At 61.0% G+C, this 12,322-nt stretch carries 10 protein-coding genes; 4 read left to right on the forward strand and 6 right to left on the reverse strand.

The annotated features are described in order from the left end of the window. Positions 1-123 precede the first annotated feature (123 nt). From glmU to glmS, 3 genes are all read left to right on the forward strand, one after another. Positions 124-1,491 (forward strand): bifunctional UDP-N-acetylglucosamine diphosphorylase/glucosamine-1-phosphate N-acetyltransferase GlmU, encoded by a 1,368-nt coding sequence (gene glmU, locus FRT59_RS11035; RefSeq protein WP_153871214.1) that lies wholly within the window; start codon positions 124-126, stop codon positions 1,489-1,491. A gap of 219 nt (positions 1,492-1,710) precedes the next feature. Then, positions 1,711-2,478 carry a DeoR/GlpR family DNA-binding transcription regulator gene (locus FRT59_RS11040; protein ID WP_153871215.1) on the forward strand — a complete coding sequence of 256 codons (768 nt, stop codon included), beginning with the start codon at positions 1,711-1,713 and terminating at the stop codon, positions 2,476-2,478. Positions 2,479-2,488: 10 nt separating this feature from the next. After that, positions 2,489-4,321 (forward strand): glutamine--fructose-6-phosphate transaminase (isomerizing), encoded by a 1,833-nt coding sequence (glmS, locus tag FRT59_RS11045; RefSeq protein ID WP_153837293.1) that lies wholly within the window; start codon positions 2,489-2,491, stop codon positions 4,319-4,321. A 161-nt stretch (positions 4,322-4,482) separates the two neighbouring features. Here the strand turns inward: glmS and FRT59_RS11050 are convergent, their stop codons facing one another. The 6 genes from FRT59_RS11050 to FRT59_RS11075 are packed head-to-tail and all read right to left on the reverse strand — an operon-like array spanning position 4,483 to position 10,163. Next, positions 4,483-5,415, reverse strand: coding sequence for a phosphatidate cytidylyltransferase (locus FRT59_RS11050; protein ID WP_034116539.1), 933 nt, complete (start codon positions 5,413-5,415; stop codon positions 4,483-4,485). A 1-nt stretch (position 5,416) separates the two neighbouring features. After that, positions 5,417-6,037, reverse strand: coding sequence for a lysophospholipid acyltransferase family protein (locus FRT59_RS11055; RefSeq protein ID WP_153871216.1), 621 nt, complete (start codon positions 6,035-6,037; stop codon positions 5,417-5,419). Positions 6,038-6,046: 9 nt separating this feature from the next. Continuing rightward, complete coding sequence (locus FRT59_RS11060; RefSeq protein WP_153871217.1) at positions 6,047-6,490, reverse strand: hypothetical protein; 444 nt, start codon at positions 6,488-6,490, stop codon at positions 6,047-6,049. Then, positions 6,480-7,778 carry a phosphatase PAP2/dual specificity phosphatase family protein gene (locus tag FRT59_RS11065; protein ID WP_153871218.1) on the reverse strand — a complete coding sequence of 433 codons (1,299 nt, stop codon included), beginning with the start codon at positions 7,776-7,778 and terminating at the stop codon, positions 6,480-6,482. The genes FRT59_RS11060 and FRT59_RS11065 overlap by 11 nt, the downstream gene beginning before the upstream one ends. Before the next feature lie 2 nt (positions 7,779-7,780). Next, positions 7,781-9,529 carry a bifunctional alpha/beta hydrolase/class I SAM-dependent methyltransferase gene (locus tag FRT59_RS11070; RefSeq protein WP_153871219.1) on the reverse strand — a complete coding sequence of 583 codons (1,749 nt, stop codon included), beginning with the start codon at positions 9,527-9,529 and terminating at the stop codon, positions 7,781-7,783. Positions 9,530-9,539: 10 nt separating this feature from the next. Continuing rightward, positions 9,540-10,163 carry a CDP-alcohol phosphatidyltransferase family protein gene (locus FRT59_RS11075; RefSeq protein WP_153871220.1) on the reverse strand — a complete coding sequence of 208 codons (624 nt, stop codon included), beginning with the start codon at positions 10,161-10,163 and terminating at the stop codon, positions 9,540-9,542. Positions 10,164-10,396: 233 nt separating this feature from the next. On the opposite strand from FRT59_RS11075, the gene hflK reads away from it, so the two are divergent. Continuing rightward, entirely contained in the window at positions 10,397-12,322 is a 1,926-nt protein-coding gene (gene hflK, locus FRT59_RS11080) for a protease modulator HflK (protein WP_153871221.1), read from the forward strand.

The raw sequence follows: 12,322 nt of genomic DNA on the forward strand, positions 1-12,322 counted from the left end.
GCGGCCCCTCCGTGATGCTTTCTGTGTGATTGATTAAAAAGGGTAGCCTCGGCTACCCTTTTTCTTTTTTTGCAAAACACTTCTCTGGTCTGAACCCGGACCGCCCAGGATTGGTAGCCATTCATGTCTCTTGAAATCGTCATTCTCGCCGCAGGCCAGGGCACCCGCATGCGTTCCGCTCTGCCCAAGGTGCTGCACCCGGTCGCGGGAAACTCCATGCTGGGCCATGTTATCCACAGCGCCCGGCAGTTGGATCCGCAACGTATTCACGTGGTAATCGGCCACGGTGCTGACGTAGTACGTGAGCGTTTGGCTGCGGACGATTTGAATTTCGTATTGCAAGACAAGCAACTGGGCACCGGCCATGCCACCGCGCAAGCCGTGCCCTTCATCACCGCCGACACGGTGCTGATCCTCTATGGCGATGTACCGCTGATTGAAGTGGAAACCCTGCAGCGCCTGCTCAAGCACGTAGTGCCCGGCCAGATGGGCCTGCTCACCGTTGAATTGGACGACCCCACCGGATATGGCCGTATCGTGCGTAATGCCGACGGCAAGGTCGCCGCGATCGTCGAGCACAAGGATGCCAGCGAAGCCCAGCGCGCCATTACTGAAGGCAACACCGGCATTCTCGCCGTGCCTGCCGATAAGCTTGGCGACTGGATGAGCCGCCTGTCCAACAACAATGCCCAAGGTGAGTACTACCTCACCGATGTGATCGAAATGGCTGTTAGCGATGGCCTGCTGGTCGCCACCGAACAGCCCCACGACCCAATGGAAGTGCAGGGCGCCAACGACCGCAAGCAGCTTGCCGAACTGGAGCGTCACTACCAACTGCGCGAAGGTCTGCGTCTGATGGCCCAGGGTGTGACCCTGCGAGACCCGGCGCGTTTTGATGTGCGTGGCGAAGTGACTGTAGGGCGCGACGTGCTGATCGATATCAACGTGATCCTTGAAGGTCGCGTGATCATTGAAGACGACGTGGTCATTGGCCCTAACTGCGTGATCAAGGACAGTACCTTGCGCAAAGGCGTGGTGATCAAGGCCAACAGCCATATCGATGGCGCCGTGATGGGCGAGGGCAGTGACGCCGGCCCATTCGCACGCTTGCGTCCCGGTACTGTAATGGGCGCCAGAGCGCATGTTGGTAATTTCGTCGAGCTGAAAAATGCGCGTATGGGCGACGATGCCAAGGCAGGCCACTTGGCTTACCTCGGTGATGCGGTGATCGGTGCTCGCAGCAACATTGGCGCGGGTGCAATTACCTGTAACTACGACGGTGCCAACAAATACCAGACGACGATTGGTGAGGACGTCTTTATCGGCTCCAACAACTCGCTGATTGCACCGGTTTCCATCGGTGATGGTTCAAACACAGCAGCAGGTTCTACCATCAACCAGGATGTGGATAAGTCCCAGCTGGCCGTAGCCCGCGCCCGTCAACGCAACATCGACGGTTGGAAGCGCCCGGTCAAAATCAAGAAAACCTGAGTTATCCAAAATCTCACCAGCAACAAAATTCCAATGTGGGAGGGGGCTTGCTCCCGATAGCGGTGGTTCAGTCACATATGCATTGGCTGACACACCGCCATCGGGAGCAAGCCCCCTCCCATATTTGTGTGCGCTATTTCCAAAAATGTCACTTGACGATCTTCCATCAATAGGTTTTGATTGCCTTCGTTATCTTTCGAAACGAAACTTATCATCACCATGTCGAAACGAAATACACCTCAACGGCGCCACAATATCCTGACCTTGCTCAATGAACAGGGCGAAGTCAGTGTGGACGAGTTGGCCAAGCGTTTCGAAACTTCGGAAGTGACCATCCGCAAGGATCTGGCCGCCCTCGAAAGTAACGGCCTGCTCCTGCGTCGCTACGGTGGTGCGATCACCATGCCCCAAGAGTTGGTAGGCGATTCAGCCCAACCCATCTCGGCCTACAAGCGCGCCATCGCCCGTGCGGCCGTGGTGCGGTTGCGTGAACACGCGCGCATCATTATCGACAGCGGCAGCACCACCGCCGCCATGATCCCCGAACTGGGCCATCAGCCCGGCCTGGTGGTGATGACCAACTCCCTGAACGTGGCCCGCGCCTTGAGCGAACTGGAGCACGAACCAGTGCTGTTGATGACTGGCGGCACCTGGGACCCGCATTCGGACTCGTTCCAGGGCCAGGTCGCCGAGCAAGTGCTGCGCTCCTACGATTTTGATCAGTTGTTCATCGGCGCCGACGGCATCGATTTGCAGCGCGGTACCACCACCTTCAACGAATTGCTGGGCCTGAGCCGCGTCATGGCCGAGGTTGCCCGTGAAGTGGTGGTGATGGTCGAGTCCGACAAGATCGGCCGCAAGATTCCCAACCTGGAACTGCCCTGGAGCAGCGTCCATACCCTTATTACCGATGATCGCCTGCCGCTTGAGGCCCGCGACCAGATCCAAGCCCGCGGCATTACGCTGATATGCGCGGCCGTCATCTAGGAGAAACATCATGTGTGGAATTGTTGGCGCAGTCGCCGAACGTAACGTTACTGCCATCCTGATCGAGGGCCTCAAGCGCCTTGAATACCGCGGCTATGACAGCGCCGGTGTGGCGGTTTTCACCAATGCCGGCAAGCTGGAGCGCATGCGCCGCCCGGGCAAGGTCAGCGAGTTGGACCAGGCCCTGGCTGGCGAGCCGCTGGTGGGTCGCCTGGGCATTGCCCACACGCGTTGGGCCACCCACGGTGCGCCGTGCGAGCGTAACGCCCACCCGCACTTCTCGGGTGACCTGGCCGTGGTGCACAACGGCATCATCGAAAACCATGAAGTCCTGCGTGAACAACTCAAGGGCCTGGGCTACGTATTTACCTCGGACACCGACACCGAAGTCATCGCCCACCTGCTCAACCACAAGCTCAAGGACCACAGCGACCTGACCACGGCCCTCAAGGCCACGGTCAAGGAACTGCATGGCGCTTACGGCCTGGCAGTGATCAGCGCCAGCCAGCCTGACCGCGTAGTGGCCGCCCGTAGCGGTAGCCCGCTGGTGATCGGCCTGGGCCTGGGTGAGAACTTCCTTGCCTCCGACCAACTGGCGCTGCGCCAGGTAACTGACCGCTTCATGTACCTGGAAGAAGGCGATATTGCCGACATCCGCCGTGAAAGCGTGCAGATCTGGGACGTTAACGGGCAGTCGGTCGAGCGTGAAGCTGTGCAATACCGCGATGGCGCCGAAGCCGCTGACAAAGGCGAGTTCCGCCACTTCATGCTCAAGGAAATCCACGAGCAGCCGTCCGTGGTGCAACGCACCCTGGAAGGTCGCCTGAGCCAGAACCAGGTACTGGTCAACGCCTTCGGCCCGCAAGCCGCCGAATTGTTCGCCAAAGTGCGCAATGTGCAGATCGTGGCCTGTGGTACCAGCTACCACGCCGGTATGGTCGCTCGTTACTGGTTGGAAGAACTGGCCGGTATTCCATGCCAGGTCGAAGTCGCCAGTGAATTCCGCTACCGCAAAGTGGTGGTGCAGCCCGACACTCTGTTCGTGACTATCTCCCAGTCCGGCGAAACCGCCGACACCCTGGCCGCTCTGCGCAACGCCAAAGAGCTGGGCTTCCTCGGCAGCCTGGCGATCTGCAACGTCAGCATCAGCTCCCTGGTGCGTGAATCCGACCTGACTCTGTTGACCCAGGCTGGTCGCGAAATCGGCGTGGCCTCCACCAAAGCCTTCACCACCCAACTGGTAGGCCTGTTGCTGCTGACCCTGTCCCTGGGCCAAGTGCGCGGCACCCTCGCCGAAGGTGTCGAAGCCACCCTGGTGGAAGAACTGCGCCGCCTGCCGGCCCGCCTGGGCGAAGCCTTGGCCATGGACAGCACCGTGGAAAAAATCGCCGAGCTGTTCGCCGACAAGAACCACACTTTGTTCCTTGGCCGTGGCGCGCAATACCCGGTAGCAATGGAAGGCTCGCTGAAACTCAAGGAAATCTCGTACATCCACGCCGAAGCCTACCCGGCCGGCGAGCTGAAGCACGGCCCATTGGCCCTGGTGGATGACGATATGCCGGTGGTCACCGTCGCGCCAAACAACGAACTGCTGGAGAAGCTCAAGTCCAACCTGCAGGAAGTACGCGCCCGTGGTGGCCAACTGATCGTCTTCGCAGATGAGAAGGCGGGTATGACCAATGGCGAAGGCACTCACGTCATCAACATGCCGCACATCCACGACACCCTGTCACCGATCCTCTACACCATCCCGCTGCAGTTGCTGTCGTACTACGTCGCCGTGCTCAAGGGCACCGACGTTGACCAGCCACGTAACCTGGCGAAGTCGGTGACTGTGGAGTAAGGCTTACTGGCGTATCGAAAAAGGGGCTGTTTTCAACAGCCCCTTTTTACGTTTTGGATCTATCGAGGTGGTTGGATTACGCCTGTAAACCATGTCCCCGGCTTGTACCGGGGCTACCCCTCCCACATTTTGATCTGCATTGGGTTTGAGAAAGGGGCGACTCAGGTCCACCAATACCGCACAAGATGAAAGAAAATCGGTGCCGCAAAGCACACCGAATCCAGCCGATCCAACATCCCACCGTGCCCTTCGATCATGTGCCCCCAGTCCTTCACGCCGCGGTCACGTTTGATCGCCGACATCACAATCCCGCCGGCAAAGCCAAGCAGGTTGATCAACAGCGCAATCAAGAACGACTGCCAGGGGTTGAACGGTGTGGTCCACCACAGCGCCGCACCGATCAGGGATGACAGCAGAATCCCGCCCACAAACCCTTCCACGGTTTTCGACGGTGACAGGTTGGGCGCGATCTTGTGTTTGCCGAACAGCTTGCCGCATACGTACTGCAGCACGTCCGAGAGTTGCACGACGATCACCAGGTAGGCGATCAGCAGCAGGTTACGGCCTTCGTAGCCGGGGATGTCCAACGTCAGCAGAGCAGGGACGAAGGATACGCAGAACACTGCGATCATCAGCCCCCATTGCACTTTCGATGCGCGTTCCAGGAAGTGGGTGCTGTCGCCGCCGAATGAGGCGAGGATCGGCAGCAGCAGGAACACGTACACAGGAATGAAGATCGAGAACAGCCCATACCAGTCGGCGTAAATCAGCACATATTGCAACGGCAGGGCCAGGTAGAACGCAGCCACCAGGGCCGGGTAGTCGCTGCGCCGGGTCGGGGTGAGGGTAAGGAATTCGCGCAGGGCGTAGAACGATACGGCGTAGAACAACAGGATTACTGCGCCGGTGCCGAGCCAGAAGGCTACGCCGATCACTACCACCATCACCCACCAGGCGTTGATACGGGCGTTGAGGTTGTCGATCACCGCGTTGGGGTTGCCACGGGTGCGCAGTTTGAGGATCAGGCCGATCAGCGAGGCGATGACCAGGATTGCGCCGATGCCGCCGAATAACATCAGGGTTTGGCTATCCATTTCAGGAATGCTCCGGGGCAAGGGCGAGGAGGGCGTCGCGGGTGCGGGCAAGGAATGCGGCCTTGTCTTCGCCGTCTTCCAATTGCAGGGGGGCACCGAAGCTGGTCGTGCATAACAACGGCAGTGGCAGTACGCGGCCTTTGGGCATGACCCGGTTGAGATTGGCTATCCACACCGGGACCAGTTCGGCCTGTGGGTAACTTTTTGCCAAGTGGTACAGGCCGCTTTTAAAAGGCAGCAAGCCATCTTCCAGATTGCGTGTGCCTTCCGGAAAGAGGATCAGTGAGTCGCCGCCTTCCAGGGCCGCAAGCATGGGCTGCAAAGGGTTATCCATCGGGTCCTTGCGTTCGCGGTCGATCAGCACGCCATTGAATACGCGGTTGATGATGTAGCGGCGCAGGGCGCTCTTGTTCCAGTAATCGCTGCCGGCCACCGGGCGTGTGAATTTGCGCAGGTTCTGCGGCAGCGACGCCCATACCAGCACGAAGTCGCCGTGGCTGCTGTGGTTGGCGAAATAGATGCGTTGTACCGGCACCGGCGCGCACCCCAGCCACAGGCTGCGGGCGCCGGTGACGGTGCGGGCCATGGAGGTAATCAGCGTGGCGACCACGGGTTCGAACATGGGGATTCCTTATCCGGCGAAAGGTAGCCAGGGGCTGGCGAGGATGACGCCCAGGGTCAGCAGGGCTTGCGCGCCCAGCAACCAGGCTTGTTTGCGCAACAGTTTGAGGGCGCCGCGACGGCGCTCGGTCCAGGGCCGGCCAGCCCGCTTGGGTGATTGCAGGTCAAGGGTTTGCAACGCCTCGTCGAGATCTGGCGTGCGTGTGGTATCGCGGGCCAGCAGGGCGAATAGGTCAGCGTCGAAGGCTACGCGCAACGCCCAGTATTTTTGCAACAGGCCCAACACAATCATCCACAGGGCCAGCAACAGGCAGATCGTTGAAATACTGGCCAACAACAACTGGGCAAGGCCGAACAGTACGCCGAGCAACGTCAGGCCTGTGGATAACTGATCCAGTGAGCGGCCACGGCGCAGCAGGCTGGCAACCACCTGGAGTTCCATATCAGCGGGCATGGGGCAAACCCTCCAAAGCTTTACGGTGGGCGGGGTGAAGAACCACAGTGGCCCTTGCTGTACGAATAATAGACAGCGCTTGATCAACCGTAGCGGCACGCCCTGTGTTCAACAACCAGGCGGCGACGGCGGTGGCGCTGCGGGAGTAACCGAGGGCACAGCACACCAGCAAGGGGCCATGCTGGCGCAGTTGCTCGATAGCGTGTGCGGCTTTCAGGCATTCGTCGGGTGTCGGTGCGATCAGGTCAAGCACTGGTACGCAGGTATAGGCACGGCCCTGTGGATTAATCGGCAGTTCGGCGCACAGATCGACAATGGCTTTGAATGAATTCTGCTCGTGCGCCGTAGGAATGCGCCCAAGCCAGACGTTATCCACAATCTGGTCGGGCTGTGGATGTTTGCGTGTCCATAGGCGCGAGTTGACCCACGCGCCAGCTAGATACGGGGCATACAGCCAGCGTGCGGCGGGCGTAAGACGGCCATCTGCGCGTTTTTGAAAGCCCGGAGCGCCGAGCACGCAGTAATTGGCCTTGATCAACCCCAGGGAAACCGCAGGCCACAGTAGCCATAGCCACGCGCCGCCGAGCATGAAGGCAAGTATCACCAGTATCAACGCGCCCAGCCCATAGCGCATACCCAGCCGCCAACGTTGGGTATCCCGCGTCAGTCGCGCATTCAACAACGGGCTCGGATGTTCCACCGGCCATAACCACACGCATAACCACCCCGCGAGGGCGCCTGTGGGTAAGTCGATAAAGTGATGTTGATAAGTGGTCAGCACCGAAATGCCGATCAACGCGAACCAGCCATGCACCACCCAACGCCAGAATCCTTGGGTGTGCCGCTGATACATGACCCACAGGATCACCAGCAGCGCGATATGCAGCGACGGCGCCTGGTTGAACGGCTTGTCAAAACCGGCCAGCACTGCGAATAGCCAGCCGAATACGCCGTCCAGTTCAGGGCGCTCGAAGGTAAATCGCAGCGGCCAGATCAGGAAGCAGCTGACAGCAATCAACTGGGCACTCAGCAGGCGCAGGGCATGTTGTTTCAACTCATGACGCGTATTGGGCAGCAGCAGGGAGAAGCCGTAGAGCAGGTCGATGGACCAATAGGGCACGATGGTCCAGGCCCAGAACGGCATATGGGTTTCCCAGCCGAACACCAGTGTGCCGACGTCGCTGCGCTGGCTGGTAACCCAGGTGGCGAAGCCGTAGGTGCTGAAAAACAGCGGCGCCAACAGCAGCAACCAAAGGACCGCGGGTTTCAATAAACCGGGTTCGCGCATGTTCAGATCTTCTGTGCCAGGGACACCGTGAAGATGCCCCACTCATCCACGCGCTGGGTGATCTTGCGAAAGCCCGCGGCCTCGACCAACTGGTCCATTTCCGCCTGGCTGCGCCGCCGCATCACCCAGGCCTGGCCCTGGCGGTGGCTGGTGAGCGCGCGGGCAATCAGCTCCAGCTGTGGGTGCCATGGCTGGCCGGTGTACACCAGGTAACCGCCAGGCTCCACCGCTTCGGCCAGGCCCGCCAGTGAACCGCCGACCATGGCGTTATCGGCAAACAACTCATATAACCCGGACACCACGGCCAAGGTCGGCTTGGGGTCCAGGGCGGCCAGGTCGGAGCGGTCGAACGCATCGCCTTTGACGAACTGGGCGATGTCCCCCAAGCCCTTCTCGCGAATCAGCGCGCCACCGTCGCGCACGTTGATGTCGCTGTAGTCGCGCAGCAGGATCGACTCCGGCAACGGTGAAACGCCTTGCAAGGCTTCAAGGATGTAGCGGCCGTGGCCGGCGGCGATGTCGACGATACGGACTTCGCGGTGATCGTCACGCAGCTTGGCCATGGCCAGGCGCAGCAACTCCTCGACGTTGAGCTTGCGCTGGCGAATGCCGCGCCAGCCGATGGAGTTGAGGTAATTGGTGTCGATCATTCTCCCCAGCGCGCCCTTGCCGGTGGGCGTGTTGCGGTACACGTAGTCCAGGGTGCTGCCGGAGTCGAAGCCGGTGTCAAAGCCCAGCTTTACCCCGTCCGACAGGTTCTTGCCCAGGCCCATGCTGGCGCGCGTCATGCGCCAGTACAGGTCGCGCAGAGAGTTGCGCGGCAGCGGCGCGGCCAGGGATTCGGATTCGGCGCAGGTGGCGCCGAGTTTGTCGGCGTCCAGCAGGGACGCTCGGTCCAGCGGGTGGGCGAAGTTCTGCAGGATAAAGCGCTTGGCGCTGCTCACGGCCACGGCGCGATCGCGTTCGCCGAGGGTGTCGTGGAAGAAACCGGGGAGGATATGCAGCTCTTTTTTCAGGCTGCCGAGGCAGTCGAAAAACTGCTGCTGGGGTTTGCGGTGCACCACAAAGTCGGAACCGGAGATCAACAGTTGCGTCGGCACCTGGATCGCCTGGGCATCGGCCACAACCCGGTCGGCCGCCTCGTACAGGCCCAGCAGCACATTCACCGAGATGGCCTTGGTGATCAGCGGGTCGCTGTCGTAGGACGCCACGCGCTCTGGGTCATGGCTGAGGAACTTGGCCTTGACGTAGCTGTTGACGAAAAAGTTGCCACGAAACCTGCGCATCAAGGCCAGCCCAGGGCGGGCGAAGGGCACGTACAGCTTGACCTTGAAGGCCGGCGAGGCGAGCACCAGCGCGCGAATCTTTGGTGCGTAATCGTGGACCCAGGTGGCCGCGATCACCGCGCCGACGCTTTGGGCGATGACGGCGAGGTGTTCCTCTTCGATGCCGTAGGTGGCGCCGATGTGGTCGCAGAAGGTCTGCACATCGCGGGCGCTGGTGGCGAAGCTGGGGCTGTCGCCACGCTCGCCGGGGGATTGGCCGTGGCCACGGGCGTCCCAGGCAAAGAAATCAAACTCCGGTAGGCCCAGTTCATCTACCAGGTGGGCAATACGCCCTGAGTGCTCATGGCCGCGATGGAACAGCAGAATCGCCTTGCGCGGCCCGGCGCCTGCCGTGGCCGGCCAGTGCCGGTAGAAAAGCTCGACGCCATCATGGGTACTGAAGGTGTGCTCTTGCTGTTCGCGCATCGCAAAATCCTTATGCAGAAGGGGGAGTTTGAGGTTGTTCTTTGAGGCCCTGACGCACCCGGTTGACCAAGGTGTAGGCGAGCAGCGCGGCAACCAGCCACATCACCGCCTCGACCCAACCGGCGCCGAGCCAGCCCAGCGCCACGCCGGTGGCCAGTACACCGAGTACAAACGCTCGATCACTCTTGCCCATCGGCCCGTCGTAGCGACGCGATGCGCCCACCATTGGCCCCAGCACCCCGGCGTACTCGCTGAATATCGCGAGCAGCGTCACCAGCAACACTGGCGCCAGGCTCACGCCGGGGATCAGTGCAAAGGGCAGGATCAACGCGCTGTCGGCGATCACGTCGCAGAGTTCATTGAGGTAGGCGCCGAGGCGTGAATGCTGGCCGAATTCCCGGGCGAGCATGCCGTCGATGGCGTTGAGGGCCATGCGCACAATCATCCACAGCGGGATCAGTACAAACAGCCAGAGGTGCTGGGCAAAGCCTGCGATCAACACGCCCACCAGCAGGGAAATTACCCCGGCCAGCACGGTGATCTGGTTGGCGGTGGTGCCGTTGTCATAGAGGCGCTGCACGAGGGGGCGCAGCAGGTTTTGAAAACGCGGCTTGAGTTGGTAGATGGAAATCATGGGGGTGGCGCTTCCTTGTCCGTGAACCCGCGAAAAACTGTTCTGGAGTGTGCCGACTTATTGTTGCCGACACTAGTGATGGCTCGTGTTTATAGGGGGTTAGTCACATTCCAGAGAACACAGAGAAAAAATGTGGGAGGGGGCTTGCCCCCGATAGCGGGTTCAAAAGCGAACAAAAATTTCACGCTTCGTGTTATATCGTAACGAATTGTGTGCAAGCGGGCGTTGAGTGGATGCAAGTGGATCTAGAAGCTGATGGCGCCTCGGTAGAGGGCCTTCCGCGTTTTCAGCAAGGGTTGTTCCATGCCCGTCGATTGCGCCAAGCCGGTATCAGCCTGACGACCCTGGCCATTTGCGGTTGGGTACTGGCGATGTTCGTGGCGTTGTTTGCGCCGCTGTCGATCTGGCCGGTAGTGTTGATCAACTGTGCTTCGGCCTTGTTGGTGCTGGTCGCCGGCTTGCAGTCGGCCTGGTGGGTGGCCGACTGGCGTGCCCAGGCGCTGGAGGCGCCAAGCGCTGAGCTGATCGAACCACCCAGTGATCCCACTGCCTGGCACAAGGGCTTGATCAATCGTTTCGGCAACGGCCTGTTGGCGCAGGTTGGCGCCCCGGTGTTGTGGTTGGGCGGCTGGTCGCTGCTGGCGCTGGTCAGCATCATCGAGTTCTGGAACCTGGCCTTGCCGGCTGCGGCCATTGGCCAATCAGCCAGCATCGGCGCAGCGCTGGCGTTGGCCCTGGCGTTTGGCTTGCTGGTGTTCGAGCGCCGCCTGGCCCAGGAAACCGTCGCCCAATGGCCGGAAGCTTCACAACTGGCGCAGTTGAGCCGGGTGGCGATTATCTGCCTGGTGATCAGTGCAATCTGCCTGCTGTTTGCCAATGCCGAGTCGGTTTGGCCACTGCGCCTGGCGACACTCATCGGCCTGTTGCCGGCGCTGGTGGCGCTGGAGTTCCTGCTGCGGGGCGTGCTGTCGCTGTTCAGCCCGCGCCAGCCGCGCCTCGAACCGCGCTTGATGGCGCAGAGTTTTATCGCCGGCCTGCTGCGTTGGCCGCCACAACCCTTGCTGGCGCTGCAGCATGAGCTGCACAACCGTTTCGGTATCGACCTGCGCCAGATCTGGGCCTTTACCTACATGCGCCGGGCGTTTATGCCGGTGTTGCTGGTAGTGCTGGCGGTCGGCTGGGCGCTGACCGGCGTGCATGAAGTGCCCCTGCAAGGCCGTGGGATTTATGAGCGTTTTGGCAAACCGGTCGAAGTGTTCGGCCCTGGCCTGCATGCGGGTTTGCCGTGGCCGTTGGGCCGCGTACTGAGCGTGGAGAACGGCGTGGTGCATGAACTGGCGACCAGCGTCAGCGAAGCCGCCACTCCGGAGTTGGCCGCCGCCGAAGGCCCGGCGCCGTTGATCGCCAACCGCCTGTGGGACGCCAGCCATGTGAACGACAAATCCCAGGTCATTGCCAGCAGCAGTGGTGATAAACAGGGCTTCCAGATCGTCAATATGGACGTGCGCTTTGTCTACCGAATCGGCCTTACCGACCAGGCCGCGCTCGCCGCCACCTATAACAGCGCTGATATCCCGACCCTGATTCGCAGCACCGCTAGCCGCATCCTGGTGCATGACTTTGCCTCGCGCACCCTCGACCAATTGCTCGGCGAACAACGCACCAGCCTCGCCGACGAGATTGGCCGCAGCGTGCAAGCCGACCTGCAAGCACTCCACAGCGGCGTGGAAATCCTCGCCACGGTAGTCGAAGCAATCCACCCTCCGGCCGGCGCCGCCAACGCTTACCACGGCGTGCAAGCCGCGCAGATCGGCGCCCAGGCCCTGATTGCCCGTGAACGCGGCGCAGCCAGCGAGCAGACCAACCAGGCGCTGTTGCAAGCCAGCACTGCTCGGGATCAGGCCCAGGCCAGCGCTCGCGAAGTGAATGCCGGCGCGCAAGCGGCGAACCTGCGCTTTGCCGCCGAACAAAAAGCCTACGCCGCTGCGGGCCAAGCCTTCGTGCTGGAACAGTATTTGGGCCAACTGAGCCAGGGCCTTGCCCACGCCAAGCTGCTTATTCTGGATCATCGTTTGGGCGCCGACAGTGCGCCGACGATCGATCTGCGTTCTTTTACTTTGCCCGCCGATCCAATGGCGCCGCGTAAAGCCGTTCAATAA

The organism is Pseudomonas haemolytica, assembly GCF_009659625.1.
GTDB classification, from domain to species: Bacteria; Pseudomonadota; Gammaproteobacteria; order Pseudomonadales; family Pseudomonadaceae; genus Aquipseudomonas; species Aquipseudomonas haemolytica.

Bases quoted from the DNA above. Each gene is read 5' to 3' on its own strand.
- FRT59_RS11075 (WP_153871220.1), bottom strand. From the start codon at position 10,163: ATGATTTCCATCTACCAACTCAAGCCGCGTTTTCAAAACCTGCTGCGC.
- hflK (WP_153871221.1), top strand. From the start codon at position 10,397: ATGCAAGTGGATCTAGAAGCTGATGGCGCCTCGGTAGAGGGCCTTCCG.
- FRT59_RS11040 (WP_153871215.1), top strand. From the start codon at position 1,711: ATGTCGAAACGAAATACACCTCAACGGCGCCACAATATCCTGACCTTG.
- FRT59_RS11050 (WP_034116539.1), bottom strand. From the start codon at position 5,415: ATGGATAGCCAAACCCTGATGTTATTCGGCGGCATCGGCGCAATCCTG.
- FRT59_RS11055 (WP_153871216.1), bottom strand. From the start codon at position 6,037: ATGTTCGAACCCGTGGTCGCCACGCTGATTACCTCCATGGCCCGCACC.
- FRT59_RS11060 (WP_153871217.1), bottom strand. From the start codon at position 6,490: ATGCCCGCTGATATGGAACTCCAGGTGGTTGCCAGCCTGCTGCGCCGT.
- glmS (WP_153837293.1), top strand. From the start codon at position 2,489: ATGTGTGGAATTGTTGGCGCAGTCGCCGAACGTAACGTTACTGCCATC.
- glmU (WP_153871214.1), top strand. From the start codon at position 124: ATGTCTCTTGAAATCGTCATTCTCGCCGCAGGCCAGGGCACCCGCATG.
- FRT59_RS11065 (WP_153871218.1), bottom strand. From the start codon at position 7,778: ATGCGCGAACCCGGTTTATTGAAACCCGCGGTCCTTTGGTTGCTGCTG.
- FRT59_RS11070 (WP_153871219.1), bottom strand. From the start codon at position 9,529: ATGCGCGAACAGCAAGAGCACACCTTCAGTACCCATGATGGCGTCGAG.